This is a genomic window from Hydrogenophaga bisanensis (assembly GCF_042665135.1).
In the GTDB taxonomy this organism is placed as follows: Bacteria; Pseudomonadota; Gammaproteobacteria; order Burkholderiales; family Burkholderiaceae_C; genus Hydrogenophaga; species Hydrogenophaga bisanensis.
The window spans coordinates 108,824-128,034 of sequence record NZ_JBHTBX010000007.1 but is presented as its reverse complement, the minus strand read 5'-3'; the positions used below and the strand labels follow the sequence as shown (position 1 = coordinate 128,034).

At 66.4% G+C, this 19,211-nt stretch carries 20 protein-coding genes; 13 read left to right on the top strand and 7 right to left on the bottom strand.

Annotated features, from left to right (window positions below):
• Nucleotides 1-10: 10 nt before the first annotated feature.
• Both secF and ACFQNJ_RS11940 read left to right on the top strand, forming a co-directional pair.
• Entirely contained in the window at nt 11-961 is a 951-nt protein-coding gene (gene secF / locus ACFQNJ_RS11945) for a protein translocase subunit SecF (protein ID WP_382257560.1), read from the top strand.
• A 79-nt stretch (nt 962-1,040) separates the two neighbouring features.
• Nucleotides 1,041-3,479, top strand: coding sequence for a DUF1631 family protein (locus ACFQNJ_RS11940; protein ID WP_382257557.1), 2,439 nt, complete (start codon nt 1,041-1,043; stop codon nt 3,477-3,479).
• A gap of 39 nt (nt 3,480-3,518) precedes the next feature.
• Here ACFQNJ_RS11940 and dprA read toward each other — a convergent pair whose 3' ends face one another.
• Together dprA and ACFQNJ_RS11930 are read right to left on the bottom strand one after the other, a co-directional pair.
• On the bottom strand, nt 3,519-4,622 hold the full coding sequence (gene dprA, locus ACFQNJ_RS11935) for a DNA-processing protein DprA (protein ID WP_382257555.1): 1,104 nt from the start codon (nt 4,620-4,622) through the stop codon (nt 3,519-3,521).
• A 13-nt stretch (nt 4,623-4,635) separates the two neighbouring features.
• Nucleotides 4,636-5,931 (bottom strand): LysM peptidoglycan-binding domain-containing protein, encoded by a 1,296-nt coding sequence (locus ACFQNJ_RS11930; RefSeq protein WP_417450029.1) that lies wholly within the window; start codon nt 5,929-5,931, stop codon nt 4,636-4,638.
• A gap of 283 nt (nt 5,932-6,214) precedes the next feature.
• Between ACFQNJ_RS11930 and def the strand changes: the two genes are divergently transcribed.
• From def to ACFQNJ_RS11910, 4 genes are read left to right on the top strand one after another with little or no spacing between them, the layout of a single operon-like run.
• On the top strand, nt 6,215-6,736 hold the full coding sequence (def, locus tag ACFQNJ_RS11925; protein WP_382257873.1) for a peptide deformylase: 522 nt from the start codon (nt 6,215-6,217) through the stop codon (nt 6,734-6,736).
• A 57-nt stretch (nt 6,737-6,793) separates the two neighbouring features.
• Nucleotides 6,794-7,771 (top strand): methionyl-tRNA formyltransferase, encoded by a 978-nt coding sequence (gene fmt / locus ACFQNJ_RS11920; protein ID WP_382257550.1) that lies wholly within the window; start codon nt 6,794-6,796, stop codon nt 7,769-7,771.
• Entirely contained in the window at nt 7,771-8,514 is a 744-nt protein-coding gene (locus tag ACFQNJ_RS11915; protein WP_382257547.1) for an AzlC family ABC transporter permease, read from the top strand. The genes fmt and ACFQNJ_RS11915 overlap by 1 nt, the downstream gene beginning before the upstream one ends.
• Nucleotides 8,507-8,842 (top strand): AzlD domain-containing protein, encoded by a 336-nt coding sequence (locus tag ACFQNJ_RS11910; RefSeq protein WP_382257544.1) that lies wholly within the window; start codon nt 8,507-8,509, stop codon nt 8,840-8,842. Before ACFQNJ_RS11915 ends, ACFQNJ_RS11910 begins: the two co-directional genes overlap by 8 nt.
• On the opposite strand, the gene ACFQNJ_RS11905 is transcribed toward ACFQNJ_RS11910, so the two are convergent.
• On the bottom strand, nt 8,843-9,532 hold the full coding sequence (locus ACFQNJ_RS11905; protein ID WP_382257541.1) for a phosphatase PAP2 family protein: 690 nt from the start codon (nt 9,530-9,532) through the stop codon (nt 8,843-8,845).
• Between the two features lie 126 nt (nt 9,533-9,658).
• On the opposite strand from ACFQNJ_RS11905, the gene ACFQNJ_RS11900 reads away from it, so the two are divergent.
• From ACFQNJ_RS11900 to ACFQNJ_RS11870, 7 genes are all read left to right on the top strand, one after another.
• The gene (locus ACFQNJ_RS11900; RefSeq protein ID WP_382257538.1) at nt 9,659-10,456 is read left to right on the top strand and encodes a glycosyltransferase family 2 protein; all 798 of its coding nucleotides are present in this window, start codon (nt 9,659-9,661) and stop codon (nt 10,454-10,456) included.
• Entirely contained in the window at nt 10,453-11,139 is a 687-nt protein-coding gene (locus tag ACFQNJ_RS11895; RefSeq protein ID WP_374641082.1) for a TVP38/TMEM64 family protein, read from the top strand. Before ACFQNJ_RS11900 ends, ACFQNJ_RS11895 begins: the two co-directional genes overlap by 4 nt.
• A complete protein-coding gene (locus tag ACFQNJ_RS11890; protein ID WP_382257535.1) occupies nt 11,136-12,869 on the top strand; it encodes an ArnT family glycosyltransferase in 1,734 nt (577 codons plus the stop codon). Before ACFQNJ_RS11895 ends, ACFQNJ_RS11890 begins: the two co-directional genes overlap by 4 nt.
• Complete coding sequence (locus ACFQNJ_RS11885; RefSeq protein WP_382257532.1) at nt 12,866-13,888, top strand: NAD-dependent epimerase/dehydratase family protein; 1,023 nt, start codon at nt 12,866-12,868, stop codon at nt 13,886-13,888. Before ACFQNJ_RS11890 ends, ACFQNJ_RS11885 begins: the two co-directional genes overlap by 4 nt.
• A gap of 67 nt (nt 13,889-13,955) precedes the next feature.
• Nucleotides 13,956-14,654, top strand: a complete 699-nt coding sequence (locus ACFQNJ_RS11880; RefSeq protein WP_382257529.1) for a response regulator — start codon at nt 13,956-13,958, stop codon at nt 14,652-14,654.
• On the top strand, nt 14,651-15,973 hold the full coding sequence (locus ACFQNJ_RS11875) for a sensor histidine kinase (protein ID WP_382257526.1): 1,323 nt from the start codon (nt 14,651-14,653) through the stop codon (nt 15,971-15,973). The genes ACFQNJ_RS11880 and ACFQNJ_RS11875 overlap by 4 nt, the downstream gene beginning before the upstream one ends.
• Complete coding sequence (locus ACFQNJ_RS11870; protein ID WP_382257523.1) at nt 15,970-16,350, top strand: diacylglycerol kinase; 381 nt, start codon at nt 15,970-15,972, stop codon at nt 16,348-16,350. The genes ACFQNJ_RS11875 and ACFQNJ_RS11870 overlap by 4 nt, the downstream gene beginning before the upstream one ends.
• Before the next feature lie 36 nt (nt 16,351-16,386).
• Here ACFQNJ_RS11870 and ACFQNJ_RS11865 read toward each other — a convergent pair whose 3' ends face one another.
• The 4 genes from ACFQNJ_RS11865 to ACFQNJ_RS11850 all read right to left on the bottom strand — a co-directional run bounded on the left by ACFQNJ_RS11865 (nt 16,387) and on the right by ACFQNJ_RS11850 (nt 19,202).
• Entirely contained in the window at nt 16,387-17,694 is a 1,308-nt protein-coding gene (locus tag ACFQNJ_RS11865) for a sensor histidine kinase (RefSeq protein WP_382257520.1), read from the bottom strand.
• On the bottom strand, nt 17,691-18,350 hold the full coding sequence (locus ACFQNJ_RS11860) for a response regulator transcription factor (protein ID WP_382257517.1): 660 nt from the start codon (nt 18,348-18,350) through the stop codon (nt 17,691-17,693). Before ACFQNJ_RS11860 ends, ACFQNJ_RS11865 begins: the two co-directional genes overlap by 4 nt.
• Before the next feature lie 10 nt (nt 18,351-18,360).
• The gene (locus ACFQNJ_RS11855) at nt 18,361-18,876 is read right to left on the bottom strand and encodes a cytochrome b/b6 domain-containing protein (RefSeq protein WP_382257514.1); all 516 of its coding nucleotides are present in this window, start codon (nt 18,874-18,876) and stop codon (nt 18,361-18,363) included.
• Between the two features lie 65 nt (nt 18,877-18,941).
• Nucleotides 18,942-19,202: a PepSY domain-containing protein gene (locus ACFQNJ_RS11850; RefSeq protein WP_374641091.1), complete on the bottom strand. Its 261-nt coding sequence runs from the start codon at nt 19,200-19,202 to the stop codon at nt 18,942-18,944.
• Between the last annotated feature and the right edge of the window lie 9 nt (nt 19,203-19,211).

Genomic DNA, 19,211 nt, shown 5'->3' with positions numbered 1-19,211 from the left:
GACTCCCGTCATGGAACTCTTCCGCATCCGCCGCGACATCCCGTTCATGCGGCACGCGATCGTCCTCAACGCGATCTCGGCCCTCACCTTCATCCTCGCGGTGTTCTTTCTGGTCACCCGTGGCCTGAACCTGTCGGTGGAGTTCACCGGCGGCACCGTCATGGAAGTGGCCTACGAGCAACCCGCCGACCTGGAGGCCATCCGCAAGGTGGTCGAGGCCCAGGGCTATGCCGAGGTGCCGGTACAGAACTTCGGTACCTCGCGCGACGTGCTGCTGCGCCTCCCACCCCAGGAAGGCAAGAGCTCCGGTGAGCAGGCCCAGACCCTGCTGGAGGCCCTCAAGGCGCAGGACCCCAAAGTGGAACTGCGACGCACCGAGTTCGTCGGTCCGCAGGTGGGCGAAGAGCTGGTGGAAAGCGGCCTGATGGCGCTCGGTCTGGTGATCGCGGGCATCATGATCTACTTGGCGATCCGCTTCGAATGGAAGTACGCGGTGTCGGCCATCATCGCGAACATGCACGACGTGGTGATCATCCTGGGCTTCTTTGCCTTCTTCCAGTGGGAGTTCTCGCTGGCCGTGCTGGCCGCGGTGCTGGCGGTGCTGGGCTATTCGGTGAACGAATCGGTGGTGATCTTCGACCGGATCCGCGAGAGCTTCCGCAAGTACCGCAAGAAGACCACGATCGAGGTGATCGACCACGCCATCACCAGCACCATCAGCCGAACCATCATCACCCACGGGTCGACCCAGATCATGGTGCTGTCCATGCTGCTGTTCGGTGGCCCGACGCTGCACTATTTCGCCCTGGCCCTGACCATCGGCATCCTGTTCGGTATCTACTCCTCGGTGTTCGTGGCCGCCGCCATTGCGATGTGGCTGGGCATCAAACGCGAAGACCTGATCAAGACAACCCGCAAGGAAGGCGATCCCGACGATCCGAACGCTGGCGCTGTCGTCTGACGGCCACAACCCGCCGGGGTATGGCAGACTCTGACAAAGGCTCACCAATGGCCGGTTGGTTTCATGTCATACTGAAATGATGGCGTCGCCACCTGATCCGCACGTCTCATCGCTGGGCAAGCAGGCACGTGAACTGTTCGTGGTTCACGTGGGTCGCATGCTGTCCGAACTTGGGCAGGTGTGCGAGACGCGCCTGCGCGAACTGATGGATGCGCCGGGCTCCAACAAGGACCGGCAGGATCGCACCGACGCGTGGCAGGCTTTTCAAAAGGCCCATGGCCCCTGGATCACGGCCAGCAAGAAAGCCCTGCAGCGCACGCTGTTGCCCCGCAGCACGCCGGCGAACAAGCCGCTGGCGATGACGGGGCGCCTGGAGCTGATGGCCGAAGGCGCCATGGACGACCAGATTCTGGCGTCGCGCCTGGCGCTGCGGGTGCTGGATGTGGCCTCCACCGAGCTCAATGACCTGCGCCTGCGCATTCAGCACCTGGAGCACCGGCAGGAACTGCCCAAGGGCGACGTGCTGCTGCCCGATGTCACCACCCGCATCCTGATCGATCACTGGCTGGAAGCCCAGATGAGCCGCGAGGCCTGGCAACTGGTGCAGGACGCCATGGCGCCGCTGCTGGCCAAGCGCATGCTGGAGGCCTATCAGGCGGCGAACCAGTTCCTGGTGTCCAGTGGCGTCATGAAGGACATCGATTTGAATGCGCTGGTGCGTCGCGCCCCGGGTGCCCGTTCCGACGTTCGTCCTCAGGACCCGGCCCAACCGCAGGCCAACATGGCGCCCGGTGGTGCCCGCCCGCCCGCCATGGCGCGGGTGCCGACGGCAGGGCCATCGGCCCTGCCCGGGCAGCCAGGCTACCGTGCGTCTTCGCCGATGCCGGCGGGCCCGGCCTCCGGGGGCATCAGTTCTCCGAGTTCTCTCGGTGCGGGGCGCCTCTCCAGTGCCAGTGGCAGCCTGTCGGGTGTGCATGAGGAAACCCGCATGATGACCGGTGCCACACCGCTGGCCCGTGCGCGCATGCGGGCGCAAGGGGTGGTGGGCAAGCTCAAGCGTTTCATCATGGACCGGGTGGGCGAGGACTTTGCCGCCACCGAGGTGATGCCTGTCTCACCCCGTCTGCAGCACGCCATCGCGGGCGCGGCGCCGGTGCTCAGTGCCGATGCGGGGCTGCCCTCCACCGGCCACTCGGGCGCGGAACCGGTGCCGGTCACCCGCGTCAATGTCGAGCGTGCTGCCGCCGCCCTGCGGGACCGCAGCAACGAGCTCAAGCAGGCGGCGGAGACGCCCAGTGAAAAGGCCACCATCGAGGTCGTGGCGCTGATGTTCCAGAGCATCCTGGCCGAGGAGCGCATCCCGGCCAGCGTGCGCGTGTGGTTTGCCAGGCTTCAGATTCCCGTGCTCCGCGTAGCGCTGGCCGAGCCCGAGTTTTTCAGTGCCCTGCAACACCCGGCCCGTCGCCTCATCGATCGCATGGGCAGCTGTGTGATGGGCTTCGAGACCGACGTCGGTTCGGCCGCGCTGGAGGCCGAGATCAAGCGGGTGGTCCAGGTAATCGAGCAGTACCCGGAAACCGGCCGCCGCGTCTTTCAGCTCGTCTATGACGAATTCGAGAAGTTCCTCTCCACCTACCTGAGCGAGAACACCAACGCCAGCCGGTTTGTACCCATCGCCCAGCAGATCGAACAGAAGGAAACCCTGTCGGTGCAATACACCATCGAGCTGCGCAAGCTGCTGGACGAAGTGCCGGTGCGCGACGAGATCCGCGAGTTTCTCTTCAAGGTCTGGGTGGAGGTGCTGGCGGTGGCCAGTGTCAAGTTCGGCATGCGTCACGATGAGACCGCATCCCTCAAGCAGGTGGCATCAGACCTGCTGTGGGCTGCCAGTGCCAAGCCCAACCGCAACGACCGGGCGAGGGTGATCCAGCAGTTGCCGGGTTTGCTTCAGCGTCTGCGGCAAGGGATGTCGCTGCTTGGCTACCCGCCTGGCCTGCAGGACCGCCACATCAAGTCCGTCAGCGACACGCTGGCCGATGCCTTCATGTCGCGCACCGAGCCGATTCCGCAGGAGAATCTGGACCGCCTGTCCGAGCGCCTGGCGAACCTGGAGGATTTCCTGCCCGAAGGCGGCATCGGCGATCTGGACCTGGACAACGAGAGCATCGAGATGATCACGGGTGTCGATGCCAGTAACATCGAGGTCATCAGTGCCGGCGGCAGTCAGCCTTCCGAGGCCATGCGGGCCTGGGCGGTGGAGCTGCAAATCGGCAACTGGTACAGCCTCGACCACAACGGCAAGCTGGCCAACGTTCAGCTGGCCTGGCGCAGCCAGCGCGGACAGCTGTTCATGTTCGTCACCAGTGGGGGACGCTGCTATCTGATGCAGGTCAACCGGGTGGCATCCTACCTGCAGGCAGGGCTGCTGTTGCCGAGCGAGGAAGAGGCGCTGACCGTGCGGGCCACGCGCGACGCGCTGGCCAAGCTCGACGCCAATCCGGAGCGGCTGCTGGCCTGACGTGTTCTCGGTTGGGCGACCGGCGATCCGGCCAGGCGCTCAGCCAGCGCCTGTTCTTTGAAGCAATCCACCTGGCAAGCGGGCCACCTGCCCGGCAAGCTCCAGTTCAAGCAATCGTGCCTGCAGCTGGGGTGTGGGTTCGCCCGTGCGGGACTGCAGAACATCGAAGCTGACCGGATCGAAACCCATGGCATCCAGCAGGGGGTCCCCGGTGTCGCTGAACAGCGCCGGCGCATGGTCCGGGGTGGCGGTCGGCGCCTGCAGGCGCAGGTCTTCCAGAATGTCCTGCGCCGATTCCACCAGTTTGGCACCCTGGCGGATCAGCGAGTGACAGCCTTTGGATTGCGGGGAATGGATCGAGCCGGGGATGGCAAACACCTCTCGCCCCTGCTCGGCCGCCACCCGGGCGGTGATCAGCGAGCCTGACTGCAACGCCGCTTCGACCACGAGCGTGCCCTGCGAGAGGCCGGAAATGATGCGGTTGCGTTGCGGAAAGTTCGGTGACAGTGGCGGTGTTCCCAGCAGGTATTCGCTGATCAGGGCGCCCTGGGCGGCAATCCGCCGGGCCAGCGAGGCGTGCTGGCGGGGGTAGACGCGATCCAGTCCCGTACCTACCACGGCAATGGTGGGCCCTCCAACCTCCAGCGCGCCTTCGTGGGCGGCACCATCCACCCCCAGGGCCAGTCCGGAAACCACGCACACGCCAGCCTCACCCAGGGCTTTGGCGAACTCGTGGGCGTTTTCCTGGCCCTGCGGGGTCGGGTGGCGGCTGCCGACGATGGCCAGCCGCCTGGGGTGGCGCAAGGTCTCCAGGTCACCCAGCACCTGGAGCATGACCGGTGGATCGGCAATCTGCAGCAGCTCGGCGGGATAGCCGGTGTCGCCCAGGGTCAGGATGTGCCGCTCGCCGGGGGCCAGGGCGAGCCATGCCAGGTGTCGTTCCAGGGCGTCTGCCAGTTCCGGCGGCTCCTGGGCAAGTGCACGCGCCACCTTGGCGCTGGCCACGTCGGCCAGCCGTGAGGTCGGCTGTGACAGGACCGCATCGGGCATGCCGAAGGCGGCCAGCAGACGCCGGGCCGTGTCGCGGCCCACGCCGGGGGTGAGAACCAGCCGCAGCCAGGCGGCCAGTTCGTGGCGATCCATCCCTCAGCGGGGTTCAGGGATTGACGAAACGGTCACCCACCTTGGCGGTGTCACCCACTTCCAGGATGAGCGCGTAGGACACCTTCTGGAACGTGAGGAACACCATCATGAGGCCGTTGCGTTCCCCGGGCAGTCGCAGCATGGTGCGGCTCTCGTCGGTCTTGTCGACCACCTGGCCAGCGTCGCGCAGCAAGGCGAGCACATGGCCGCGCTCCAGACCATGATCGGTGCCACGGTTGATGGCCACCACCTGGTTCTGACCGGCGTAGGTCACGCCGTTGCCGTAGACCTTGACGATCTGGCCGTTCTGCTCGGATGTCGGTGCGCTGGGCACGTAGCTGGAGAGGTCGCGTGGGGGTTCCGGCAGCAGCCGGTCGCCGACACGCAACTCTTCCTTGACGGCCACCACGTCGATGGTGGCTGGCACGATTTCGCCATCGGGGGCCTTGTCCTTGGCGGGGGTGGCCGCCACCTGCGAGCGGTCGATGTTCGTCGCCTGTTCGTGCGCCGGCTTGTACAGATCGGTCTTGGGTGTGGTCTCGTCGGCCTTGACCGGCACCACGGGCGCGGCCTGGACAGTTTCCTCCCGCGCCAGGTAGACACGGCCCACATACTGGGCTTCGTGGCCCAGGACTTCACCCGTGGTCGGGTCCTTGAGCGGCACGGCATTGCGGAATGCCCGGTACTCACGCGTTTTGCCATTGGCAAAGCTCAGGGGCTCTGAAGTGGTGTCGTTGCCGTAGCGGGCACGGGCATAGGCGCGGTCACCCCGACTGAGCAGAACCCGGTTCTCGGGCGTCGCGACGATCCGCGGTGCCTTGGCGAACGTGGCTTCTTCCACGATCAGGGGTTCGGTGAGGAAACTCTCGATCGCCTGGAGGTTGACCGGCGGAATGGCCGAGGCGGACAGGCTCTCGGCTCGGATGCGAGGCGACACCTTGACGGTTTCCAGTCCGCCGCCAGGCTTGCGGGTGGACAGACGGGCCCGGTCACCGTCGCGGATCAGGTACAGGTCCTGACCGGGGTAGATCAGGTGCGGGTTGCGGATCTGGTCCAGGTTCATGCCCCAGAGTTCCGGCCAGCGCCAAGGGCTGCGCAGGAAGACCTTCGAGATGCCCCAGAGCGTATCGCCGCGCTTGATCTTGTACTGATCGGGCGCGTCGGGGGCCAGTTCCGACAGCGGCACACCCGCCTGCGCCACCTGGTTGGCGGTGGAGCGCTGTCCTGCGGTGACCGGCCAGTCGCGTGCCATGGCGCTGCCAGTGGTCAGCATGGACAGGGCAGCGGCGGTCGCCAGCAGAGTGGGCATGGCGCGGAAAGTGCGCGCCGCAATGGTCGGACGGGTTTGTTTCAGCATGTATGGCCCCTGAGGCACGCCACCACCCGGCACCAGATGGGCCATCAGGCTCGGTGGCAGCGCTCTTTCTTGACAATTCGCTTTTGATTTTGCGCCCAAGCCCTTGATTAGGCAATGTTTATGGGGTGGATGCGCAGCGCGCGGGGACAAAAGTAGCGAAAATAACGACAAACGCCGTCGGTGAACCGTGACAAAGCGTGACATCGGCCCGACCAAATTTCCGCCGCTGCTGACCATGACCGCCCCCTTGCCCCTGCCCATCCTGCGCTACCCCGATCCCCGCCTGCACACGGTGGCCAGGCCGGTCGCCGCGGTCGACCAGCGCATCCAGGACCTGATCGAGCGCATGTTCGTGACCATGTATGAGGCCAACGGCATCGGTCTGGCGGCCACCCAGGTGGATGTGCATGAGCGACTGATCGTGATCGACGTCAGCGAGACCCGTGACCAGCGGCTGGTGCTCATCAACCCGGAGATCGAATGGGCCAGTGCCGAAAAGCGCAAGGGCGAGGAAGGCTGCCTGTCCGTGCCCGGCATCTACGACGGGGTGGAGCGCTCGGTCGAGGTCAAGGTGCGGGCACTCGATGAGCACGGCCACACCCGGGTGATCGATGCACAGGGCATGCTGGCGGTGTGCATACAGCACGAGATGGATCACCTGCTGGGCAAGGTCTTCGTCGAGTACCTCTCGCCCCTGAAGCAGAACCGGATCAAGACCAAACTGGTCAAGGCCGAGCGCGAGTCACGCCGGGGCTGATTCGCCTTGACCCCCTCGACGGGCGGCTGATCGCTGGCAGCCCGGGAAAGTTGCACCATGAGAGTCATTTATGCCGGTACGCCGGAGTTCGCCCGAGTGGCGCTGGAGCGCCTGCTGGCGGCCCGGTTCGAGGTGCCGCTGGTGCTGACGCAACCAGACCGCCCGGCTGGTCGCGGGATGAAGCTGCAGGCCTCGCCGGTCAAGCAGCTGGCGCAGGCCCACGGGATCACCGTCGCCCAGCCCCGCAGCCTCCGGCTGGAGGGCAAATACCCGGAAGATGCCTCTGCTGCGCAGATGGCGATCGAGAAGGCTCGTGCCGATGTGATGGTGGTCGCGGCCTACGGTTTGATTCTGCCCGCCTGGGTGTTGCAGGCGCCCCGGCTCGGGTGCCTGAACATTCATGCATCGCTGTTGCCGCGCTGGCGCGGTGCCGCGCCGATCCACCGCGCGATCGAGGCTGGCGATACCGAGACGGGCGTGACCATCATGCAGATGGACGAAGGCCTGGACACGGGTGACATGTTGCTGATCGAGAGGCTGCCGATCGGCCCCGAGGACACCACGGCAAGCCTGCATGACCGTCTGGCCGATCTGGGCGGGCGCCTGATCGTCGAGGCGCTGGAGATGGCCGCCTGCGGTGGCCTGACCCGCACGCCCCAGCCGACGGAGGGTGTGACCTACGCGCACAAGATCGAGAAGGCCGAAGGGGCCATCGACTGGACACTGCCGGCCGAGGTGATCGGGCGGCGGGTGCGGGCCTTCAATCCCTTCCCGGGGGCTAGCACCGCGATGCGGGGTGAGGCGGTCAAGGTGTGGTTGGCCAGGGTCGAGTCCGGCACCGTCGGCGGCGTGCCGGGACAGGTGTTGTCGGCGGGATCTGAAGGCATCCAGGTGGCCACCGGTGATGGTGCGCTGTGCCTGCAGGAGCTACAGCGCGCGGGGGGCAAGCGCCTGCGCGCCGCCGAGTTCCTCAACGGGTTTCCGCTGGAGGCGGGTGAGATCTTCGATCCCCCGGCTGGCGGGGAGGTCGCCTGATGTTTCTCAGCGCCGAGTACCGCCATCGGCCGGAATACCGCGAGGGCATCCGCGACCAGACCACGGTGGCCATGGGCATTGCCGCCTGGGGACTGATGACCGGTGTGGCGATGGTCAAGTCCGGGCTGTCGGTGCTGGAGGCCCTGCTGATGACCTTCATCGTGTACGCCGGCAGCGCGCAGCTGGCGGCGGTGCCCATGATCGCGGCCGGCGCGCCGATGTGGGTGATCCTGGCGGCGGCCTTCTGTGTGAATCTGCGCTTTGTGGTGTTTTCGGCGCACCTGCGTCCGTACATGATGCACATGCCGCGATTCACGCGCGTGATCTCGGGTTTCGTCACCGGGGATCTGAGCTATGTGTTCTTTGCCCGCCGCTACCCCAAGCCAGGCACGACGCCCGACGAGCTGACCGGACAGCAGGCCTATCTGATGGGCAACTGTGCGATCAACTTCGGGGCGTGGATGACGGCCAGTGTGATCGGCATCCTGCTGGCCAATGCCATCCCCACCGAATGGGGGCTCGGCTTTGCCGGCATTCTGGCGCTGCTGGGGGTGCTGTGTTCGCTGGCGACCTCACCGCTTCGCATGGTCTCGGCCGGGGTCGCAGGCGCTGCGGCTGTGGTGGCCTGGGCGCTGCCGCTCAAGCTCAACATCCTCGTGGCGATTGCCTGCGCGGTGGCGATGTGCCTGCTGCTGGAGAAGACCCCGCTGGCCGGGCGCCGGGAAGATGGTCACCATGCTTGATCTGGACCTGCACACCCTGCTGATCATCGTGGCCATGGGTGTGGTGACGGTGATCACGCGATCGTTCTTCCTGTTCTCCGACCGCCCCTGGAGCCTGCCGCACTGGGCCCAGCGCGGCCTGCAGTACGCGCCTATCGCAGCCCTGTCGGCGGTGGTGATTCCGGAAATCGTCACGACCCAGGGCGCTTTCGTCAGCACCTGGCAGGACGCCCGCCTGTTTGCCGCCGTGGCCGGCGCCGCCTGGTTCTTCTGGCAGCGTGGGGTGCTGGGCACCATCGTCGCGGGCATGGCGGTGTACCTGCCCCTGCACGTGGGGCTGGGCTGGTGATCAGGCGATCGCGCGCAAGCGCTGGCGGTGCATGACCACCATCCATGCTGCCAGGGAGCTGCCCAGGCAGATCACCAGCGTCCACAGGGTGTGGCTGGGGTAGTGCGCGCCGCGCAGTGTTTGCGCGCCTCCGGCGATGGCGCCCATGACCAGCACCAGGGCCAGCCAGGCCCAGCCTGAACGCTGTCCGCGGACGAGCCCTGGCAGTGCCAGTCCGACAAAGGCCAGGGCGCTGGAGGCGTGTCCCCCCGGAAAACAGCGCCCGCCGCCGCCATCGGGCGTGCCCCAGGCCCAGTGCGAGACGTAACGGGCGGAGCCACCGAAATCGGCCAGCTCCCAGGGGCAGCTGGTGAGGCTGCCCAGCTTGATCAGGTTGATGGCCAGCAGCGCCAGTAGGACGCCGGCGAGCACCGCCAGCCGTTCGCGGCGGGGCTGATCGCTGCGACCACCCGGCCGGACGGCCCAGATGCCAAGAACCAGCAGCAGTCCCAGTGCCACCTGCTTGAAGCCGTCGTGCAAGCCCAGCTTGAGCAGGGGGGCCTGGCGCAGGGCAAAGCCCTGCGCATCACCGAGCAGACGCATCACGGGCAGGTCCAGAGCGCTCACGTCCCAGGTCAGTGCAAGCCCGAGACAGCTGGCCCAGATGAGCAGGGGGCGTTGGAGCGGGTGGGCGGGTACCGTGGGTGGCATTCGGTCATCGTGAGCCCGAATCTTTAAGTCCAACTTAAGAACGGACGCCAAAATGCGAAAATTCATCTTTTGGCGTCGCCCCGATCTGGGCGGCGCATCCCATGGGCCTCTGTGCCACCTTTTCTCATGACCCCATCCACTCCCTTTCCCGATGTCCTGGACCAGTCTCCGGACTTGCAGGTTTCCGTCCTGATTCCCGCCAAGGACGAGTCGGGGAACATCGGTTCGCTGGTGGCCGAGATCGTGGCGGCGCTGCAGCCGGTGTGCAGCTACGAGATCGTGCTGGTAGACGATGGCAGCAGTGACGGTACCGGCGAGGTATTCCTTGCGCGCTGCCGTGAGCTGGGTGCCAGCGCGCAGTTGCTGCGCCATGAGCGCAGCTGCGGCCAGAGCACCGCGCTGTCGACAGCGGCGCGGCATGCACGGGCCCGCTACCTGGTCACCATCGATGGCGACGGACAGAACGACCCGGCCGACATACCAGCCCTCCTGATCGAGGCACAAAAAATGGCGGCCCAGGGCCCCGATTTCTGCATCGCCGGGTTCCGCAAGAACCGGCGTGATACCGAGTGGAAGAAGATCCAGTCGAAGATCGCCAATGCGGTGCGCCGCCGCATCCTGGATGACGGTGTGCCCGACACCGGCTGCGGCCTCAAGCTGATCCCGCGCCGCACCTGGCTGATGCTGCCGTACTTCGATCACATGCACCGCTACATTCCCGCCCTGGTGCGCCGGTTGGGCGGCCGTATCAGCGTGGTGGCGGTCAACCACCGTCACCGCCAGGCGGGTGTGTCCAAGTACACCGCCTGGAACCGGGTCTGGGTGGGTATCGTCGACATGTTCGGCGTGCGCTGGCTGACCCGTCGCAGCAAGCTGCCACGACTGGCGGCGCGCGAAGTCCTGGACGGGGCGGCCCGCGGATGAAGTCCGACCTGGGGATGCTGGTCAAGCCGCTGGTGTTGACGGCGGTCCTGACGCTGGCGTTCGTGTCGTTCCACTATGGCTGGTGGGGTTCCTACACCGAAGAGGACCTGCTGCGCGACCTGTTCCAGCAGCACTGGGCGCTGGCCTGGCCGCTGTTCTGCCTGGGGGCCATCGTGTTCACCGCCGTGGGCGGACCGCGCCAGGTGCTGGCCTTCAGTTGCGGCTACCTGCTGGGCGGGTGGTGGGGGGGCATCGTCAGCACCCTGCTGACCGGACTGGGCGCGCTGCTGACCATGAGCGTGATCAAGCATGCGGGCATGGACTGGCTGCGCCAGCGCCACGGTGCGCGCATCGAAGTGGTGCGCCGGGTGCTGGGTGGTGACACCTGGAAGTGGATCTGCATTGTTCGCCTGATGCCGGTGGGCAGCAACCTGGTCACCAACATCGCCGCCGCCCTGGCGGGCCTGAGCCGCCGTTCGGTGCTGCTGGGCAGCCTGCCCGGTTATCTTCCACAATCGCTGCTGTTCAGTTACGCCGGCCGCGGTGTGGCCTTGCAGGACGGTTCCAAGATCTGGATGAGTCTGGGTCTGCTGGTGGGCTCCACCGTCCTGGCCCTCTACCTGTATCACCATGGCTTCAAGCAGCGCCTGGCCCAGGTGCTGCAGGAGCGTCAGAGCGCATGACAACCTCTACCCAATCCCACACCAGTCCGCGCGAGCTGGGTGTGCTGGTGATCCTGATCGCCGTGGCGGTGGTGCTGGCGTCCGGCATCGGACTGCGCGCCCCCTGGCCCGCCGACGAGCCGCGTTTTGCTCAGATCGCGCGCGAGATGGTCGAGTCGGGGCAATGGCTGTTCCCGATGCGCGGCGGCGAACCCTATCCGGACAAGCCTCCCGTGTTCGTTTGGCTGGTGGCGGTGTTCTACCTGCTGACGGGCCATCTGAAGGTGGCCTTCCTGTTGCCCAGTGCCCTGGCGGGGCTGGGCACGCTGTGGCTGGTGCATGACATCGGCCGGCGCCTGTGGGGCAGCGATGTGGCCCGCACCGCGCTGCTGGTGCTGGTGTTCACGCCGCAGTTCCTGTTGCAGGCCAAGACGGCACAGATCGACGCGCTGGTGTGCTTCTGGATCACGCTGGGTTGCTACGGGCTGCTGCGCCACTTCATGACCGGCCCGGCGTGGGGCTGGTACCTGACGGCCTTTGCGGCGATGGCGCTGGGCATCATGACCAAGGGGGTGGGCTTCCTGCCGGTGCTGATGCTGATTCCACTGGCGCTGTGGGGCGCTGCGGCCAAGGGGCCTGGCGATGGCCGCCTGTGGGGCTGGCGCAGCTGGCTGGGTCTGGTGGTGCTTCTGGGCACGCTGGCGCTGTGGCTGGGGCCGATGCTCTGGCAGGTGGCAGCGTCTGGCAGCGAGGACCTGCGGGCGTACCGCGACAACATCCTGCTGCAGCAGACGGCCAAGCGCTATGCCAACCCCTGGGGCCACATCAAGCCCTGGCACTACTTCCTGACCGCGGCGATACCGACCATCTGGTTCCCGTTGGCCCTGTTGCTGCTGACCCAGGTCGGGCGTCTGGTGCGCGTCCTGCGTGACGACGCCCGGGTCCGCGTCCTGTTCGTGTGGGTGGTGCTGGTGATCGTGTTCTTCTCGCTCAGCCGGGGCAAGCGAGAGGTCTACATCCTGCCTGCCCTGCCCATGCTGTCCCTGGTGGCGGCTGTGGTGTGGCGTCGGGCGCAGGCCGAGGGTGGCACACGCTGGTCAACCGGCGCACTGCGCGTGGCCCTGGTGCTGGTCGGTCTGGCCACTGTGGCGCTGGGTGCGACCGCCTGGTGGCGACCGGAGCTGTTGGGCCCTCGGGTGGACGACTACGCCGACGAGCTGGCAGCGCTGGGGTTGCCGGTCTTGACGCTGGGTGTGGCGGTGCTGGGCGTCACGGTGCTGACGTGGCGACGGCAGGTATTGGAGCAACTGTCCATTGCCGCTCTGGCCTGCTGGCTGTTCGTGGCCTGGTGGGTGTGGCCGGTGATGGATCCGCACCGCACGCCTAAGGCCATGATGGCCCAGCTGGAGCAGCGTCTGGATCACAGCCACGAGGTGGGTCTGCTGAAGTTCAAGGAGCAGTTCCTGCTCTTCTCGCAGCGGCCGCTGGTGCACTTCAGTTATCTGGACCCGGCTGAGGAGCAGGAGCGCAACGCCTGGCTGTGGATGCGCGAGAGTCCACAGCGCGTGCTCCTCCTGCCAGACAGCCTGGCGCTGACCTGTTTCGACATCGCGCGTGCGCAGGTGCTGGGAACCGAGCACCGGCGCGACTGGGTGCTGCTGGATGCGTCGGCGATGAAGCCGACCTGCGAGGCGCCGGAACGTGTGCGCCGCTACCGCTGGGCGCCCCAGCGCATGGACATTCTCGAATGAGTGCAGATTTTTTGCAGCCGCGCCGGGTCCTGGTGACCGGCGCCGCCGGCTTCATCGGCTACCACCTCTGCGAGCGCCTGCTGGACGACGGCGTTCAGGTGCTGGGGGTGGACAGCCTGACTCCCTATTACGACCCGCGCCTGAAGGCCGATCGTCTGGCGCGACTGAGTGCCCGGGAGGGCTTTCGCTTCGAGCGCCTGGATCTGGCCGACCGGGTGGCGACCGCCGAGCTGTTTGCCCGCGAGCCGTTCGATGCGGTGCTGCACCTGGCCGCGCAGGCCGGCGTGCGCTACTCGGTGGAGAACCCGTTGGCGTATCTGGACAGCAACCTGGCCGGCATGATGAACGTGCTGGAGGGCTGCCGCCATGCCCGGGTGGGGCACCTGGTCTACGCATCGTCCAGTTCCGTCTACGGTGCCGGCAACACCATGCCCCTGTCGGAAGACAAGGTGACCGATCGGCCTGTCTCGCTCTACGCGGCCAGCAAGAAGGCCAACGAGGTGATGGCCTACAGCTACAGCCACCTGTACGACCTTCCAGCGACGGGGCTGCGGCTGTTCACGGTCTACGGCCCCTGGGGGCGTCCTGACATGGCGATCTTCCGCTTCGTGCGGGCCATCGAGGAGCGCGCGCCCATCGATGTCTACAACCACGGGCAGATGCGCCGCGACTTCACCTATGTGGGGGATGTGGTCGAAGCGATTGTGCGGGTCATGCACCGGCCACCGCAGCGCGAAGGTGCGGCCCCGCCGCAGCGCATCCTGAATGTCGGCAACAGCAGCCCGGTGATGCTGATGGATTTCATTGCCTGCCTGGAGCAGGCGCTGGGCAAGGTGGCCGACAAGCGCCTGTTGCCGATGCAGCCGGGCGATGTGCCTGACACCTGGGCCGACGTCACCCGACTGGGGGAGCTGACCGGTTTCTCGCCGGCCACCCCGATCCGCGAAGGCGTGCAGCGCTTTGTGGACTGGTACCGTGCCTATGTGCGCGAGCGCGGGGAACCTCCTGCCGCTTCCTGACCTGCGCTAAGGCCGGGATAAGGCACCGGTGCAACAATGCCCGGCTGAAATCGGAAAGGATGCGGGCATGCGTGTGCTGGTGGTGGAAGACGATCCGGGCATTGGTGAGGGCATCGTGACGGCACTGCGCGCGGCCGGTCATGCCGCCGACCTGTGCGGCACCCTGTCCTCGGCCTGGACGGCGCTCAACGTCGAGCCGTTCGATGTCATGTTGCTGGACCTGGGCTTGCCCGACGGGGATGGCCTGGACCTGCTCACGCGCCTGCGCCGGCAAACCGCGACGCCAGCCGCAGCCGCCACCGGGAGCCGGTCGGACATGCCGGTGCTGATCATGACCGCGCGCGATGGCGTGAGTGACCGCATCCAGGGGCTGGACAGCGGCGCCGACGACTACATCATCAAACCCTTCGATGCCAACGAGATGCTGGCCCGGCTGCGGGCGATGACCCGCCGGGCGTCCGGCCGCAGCCGGCCCGAGATCGAGTATGGCCGCCTGCGCATCGACCCGGCCGCCCGCCAGGTGTGGCTGGATGGCGAAGTCGTGGCCCTGGGGGTGAAGGAGTTTGCTCTGTTGATGGCCTTGATGCAGGACCGACCCCGCGTGATGTCGAAGTCGCGTCTGGAGTCGGCGCTGTATGGCTTTGGCGATGCGCTGGAGAGCAACGCGATTGAGGTGCACGTCCATCACCTGCGGCGCAAGCTGGGCGACGGCCTGATCAAGACCGTGCGGGGTGTGGGTTACTTCATCCCCGAGGAGCCCGCATGAGCGCCCGCCCTTCGTTGCAGCGCCACCTGTGGGGGTGGGCGGCGGGTGCGCTGGTGATGGTGTGGCTGACGCTGGCGTTGGCGGCATGGAACAGCGGCCACCATGAGGCCCGGGAGATCACCGACGGCAAGCTGGTGTCGGTGGCGCGGCTGTTGCTGAAGCCCCATGACCAGGCTTCTCTGGACACGAAGGAGAACCAGGCCACCCACCGCCGGGAGTATGCCCTGGAGCTCATCGTGCTGCGCTGGGCGGGCGATCGGCTGGTGGAGGACACCCATGCCATGGCCCCTTTGCTGGGGCTTACCACTCCTCCGTCCCCGGGCTTGCGGACTGTGCGGGTGAGTCAAGGTCAAGGGGGGCAGCCGCGCGAGTGGCGCATGTATGCCGCGGCCGATGACCAGGGCAACCGCGCCGCGGTGCTGGTGGACATGGACGAGCGTTACGACCTGGGTGCCGATCTGGCCGAACACGTGGTGTTGCCCGTGCTGCTGGTGCTGCCGCTGGTGATGCTGGTGCTCTGGCTGGCGATCCGGCGGGGCTTGCAGCCGCTGTCGCGCCTGTCGGCCGATGTGGCCGCGCTGGATACAACGGCCGGTCAGCGCCTGCAGTCCGATCACCGGTTTCGGGAGTTCGCCAGTTCGGTCGAGGCCATCAACCACCTGGTCGATTCGTTGCAGGAGCAGGCGCGCCGGGAACGGGCCTTTGCCTCCGACGTGGCGCACGAGCTGCGCACACCACTGGCTTCGCTGGCCCTGGGAGCGGCGGCTGCTCGCCAGGCACCGACGCCGGAGTCTCTGGAGCGGCTGGAAAAAGATGCCTTGCGGGCGGGACGGATCCTGCAGCAGCTGCTGGACCTGGCGCGTGTGCAGCGGGATGCGCTGGCGCAGTCCTCGACGGCGGTGGACCTGGGCGCCCTGGCGGCTTCGGTGGTCGAAGACCACGTACCCCGCGCGTATGAACAGGATCATGAACTGGCCCTGCTTCGGCCCGATGCGGCGGTGAAAGTGCAGGTGCCAGCCATGCTGGCGGAGCTGGCCTTGCGAAACCTGGTAGACAACGCGATCCGCCACACACCCGCCGGCACGCAGATCCAGGTGGATGTCTGGTCCGGCCCTTCGTCCCGGGGCGTGTCTGTCAGTGACGACGGGGGCCGCGCAGGGGCCTTTGGTGTGCCGACCTCGGATGGCCTGGGGCTGGGCTTGCGCCTGGTTGAACGCATGGCTGAACAGATGGGCGCACGCCTGGAAACCGGCGATGCCCTGACGCCCATGACCACCCGTTTTGCGCTGGTCTGGCCGACATCAGATTCACAGAAATGAACACTTCCCCCATCAAGAAGCGGCATGGTCTGCAGCGCGTCTGGTACGCCGCAGGATACTCTCTCAAGGGCCTGCGTGCGGGATGGCACGAGCCAGCCTTTCGTCAGGAGCTGCTGCTGTCGCTGGTGCTGATTCCGCTGGCGCTGGTCATTGCCCGGCAATGGCTGGAAGCGGTGGCCCTGATCGGCACCGTGGTGCTGGTGATGATCACCGAGCTGCTCAACACGGCGGTGGAGTCGGTCGTGGACCGCGTGGGGCCCGAGTGGCATGAGCTGTCCGGACGAGCCAAGGACATGGGCAGTGCCGCGGTCCTGCTCAGCCTGCTGCTGTGTGGCGGGGTCTGGGTGACGGCGGTGGTGCGCTGGTGGTGGTATTGATGGTGCGATGCCGCTGACGGCCCTTCTGCCCCCTTGTCAGGGCACGATGGGCCATTCGAGCCTGATGTGAAAACCCTTTGCGGCATCCGGCAGCCGCACCCGGCCCCCGTGGGCACGCATCACGATGTCTGCCAGTGTCAGGCCCAGCCCGTTGCCGCCGCGAATCGGATCGTGGTGTCCGGGTTCCAGGCGGTTTCTCTGCGCCATCAGTTGCTCCTGCGTACAACCCTCGCCGTCGTCGATCAGGTCAATGAACCAGGTTGAGCCTTCCTGGCCCGCCTGCACCGACAGGCGACTCGCCCCATGCCGCATGGCGTTGTCCATCAGGTTGAGCAGCACGGCGGACAGCAAGTCGGGATCGACGATCACCATCGACGACTCCGGAACATCGACGCTCAGGCCCGCAGGCGCGAGTGGGAGGATCATGTCGGCCAGGTCCACGGATTGTTGCCTGGGGGGCTCACCACTGCGGAACATGGTCAACAGGGCGCTCATGACCTGATGCAACCGGGCGGCGGCCTGCCTGGCGGTGGCGATGCGTTCTTTCAGGGGCGCCGGCGCCTCCCTTGCCGCCATGGCCAGCTGGACGTCGATGCCGGCCAGGGGCGTGCGCAGCGCGTGTGCCGCATGGGCGGTGAATGCCTGTTCGCTGCGAATGCGCTGCGCCAGACGGGCGCCCAGGGTGGTCAAGGCTTCTGCCAGAGGCAGCAGTTCGGCCCGCGTGGTCATGGCGCGGGCCGATGTCGGGTTCAGCGGATCGAAGGCAGCCACTTCCCGGGAGAAGTCGCGCAAGGGTGAAAGTTCCCGCCTCAGCAGCAGGGTCAGCAGCAAGGTCACACCGGCCCCCAGCAACATGGCCGCCACGGTGACGTATTGAACCGCTTCACTCTGGGCCTCTTCACGCTCACGCATGCTCTGACCAACCAGCAGCCAAGATCCGTCGGATGTCATGCGCAGCTGAACCACACGCCACAGACCGTCGGCTGAGTCGTCCATGGCAACCCCCGACGGCGTGGCGATCGGTGCCTCGGGGGCCTTGTGTGAGCGGTGCACGACCGCACCGGTTTGCGACGACACGATCTGCCAGATCAGGTGTTCTTCGTAGTCGCTGTGGGTCGTCAACTGCGGTGGCGTACTGCCCTCCCGGTACATCGCCGCCAGGGTGCCCTGCAGGATCTCGGCAGACTCCCGCAGACCCTGGTCCAGCAGTTCATTGACTTCGTGCTGTGACACATGTCGCATCACCATCGCCAGCACCACGGATCCCAGGATGGCGACCACCGCAAGGGTCCAGCGGATTCGGACCAGGATCGACGGCAGCGATCGGCGTTCCGATGAGGTCATTGGGCGTTTTGGCGAATGCGGTAGCCCATGCCTCTGACGGTCTCGATGAGTGTTTTGCCGAGCTTCTGCCGCAGGTTGAAGATGTGCACATCGATGGCGTTGCTGCTGAGCATGGCATCCATGCCCAACACCAGCGACTCCAGGTCATGGCGCGATATCACGCGGCCGCTTCGGAGGACCAGCGCCTCCAGGATGGCCCACTCCCGAGACGTCAGCTCCACCTCGACATCACGCAACCAGGCTTGTTTGGCGGCCAGGTTCAGGCTTACCTCGCCCCATTGCCGGATTTCCTCGGTGGAGGCCGTTCGGCGGAACAGAGCGCGAAGCCTGGCCGACAACTCTTCGGGGGCGAACGGTTTGACCAGGTAGTCATCTGCGCCGCTGTCCAGGCCCTCGATGCGGTCGGCCACTAGGTCGCGCGCCGTCAGCACAAATGCGGGTGTCTTGCGGCCGACCCGCCGCTGGGCGGACAACCACTGCACCCCCGAGCCATCGGGCAGGTTCCAATCGACGAGCCAGGCGTCATAGGGTTCGTCGGCCAATGATCTGGCCTGTGAAAGGCTGATGCACCAGTCGACGCGATAGCCATCCAGGGTCAAGAAGTCGCGCAGACCCGCACCCAGCGCCGGATCGTCTTCAATCAGCAGTACCCGCATGGATGTGTGCTCAATAGCTGCGTTTGAAGCCGGTGATCATGGCGCGCACCAGGTGCACGCGCTCCAACCGCCCCATGACAATGGCCGCAGCGGCATGAAGTCCGGCGGCCAGCAGGAGGCCGTTGGCCAGCCATTCGTGGAGTTCCATCAGCCACTCTTCGCCGAACCAGGTGTCGGTGGTCTGCATCCATCCGGTCACGCCCAGCGACAGAATCAGACCCATCAGCGCCAGCATCATCACGGCGCCCAGGGGGTTGTGGCCGGCGTACTGGGGATGCTCCCCACGGGCCAGCGCACGGACGTGGCGAGCCAGTCGGGCGGGCGTCGGAAAGAAATCAGAGAAGCGGGCATGCCGGCTGCCCACGAAGCCCCACACGATGCGGGCCAGCACCAGCGCGCTGGCGGTGTAGCCCACCCATTCATGGGGGGTCTCGCCCGCTTCCAGCACGAACTGGTTCAACACCACGCAGGAGACCAGGCTCCAGTGGAAGACCCGGACAAACCGGTCCCAAACCGGTTGATTCATGGGGGTGGCGGGCGAGGTCGGCATGATGCTTGTATTTCGGTCTAGGCGAGATGGACAGCAGTGGCTTACTTGCGCTCGAGCTCAGCGCCGTTGGAGGGGTCGAAGTAGATCTCGACCTTTTTGCCATCCTTGTCGAAGCCGTAGATCTCGTAGCACTTGCCTTTGCTGACCTTGAAGGTCTTGATCTGGTAGCCCTGCTTTTCCATCATGGCCTTGAAGTCGGCTTCCTTCATCCACTTGTCTTGCGGCACGGTGCAGGTGGGGCCGGCGAATGCGGCGGTGCTGGAGGCCAGGGCGAAGGCGATGGTGGCGATCTTGAGTTTCATGGTGAGTAT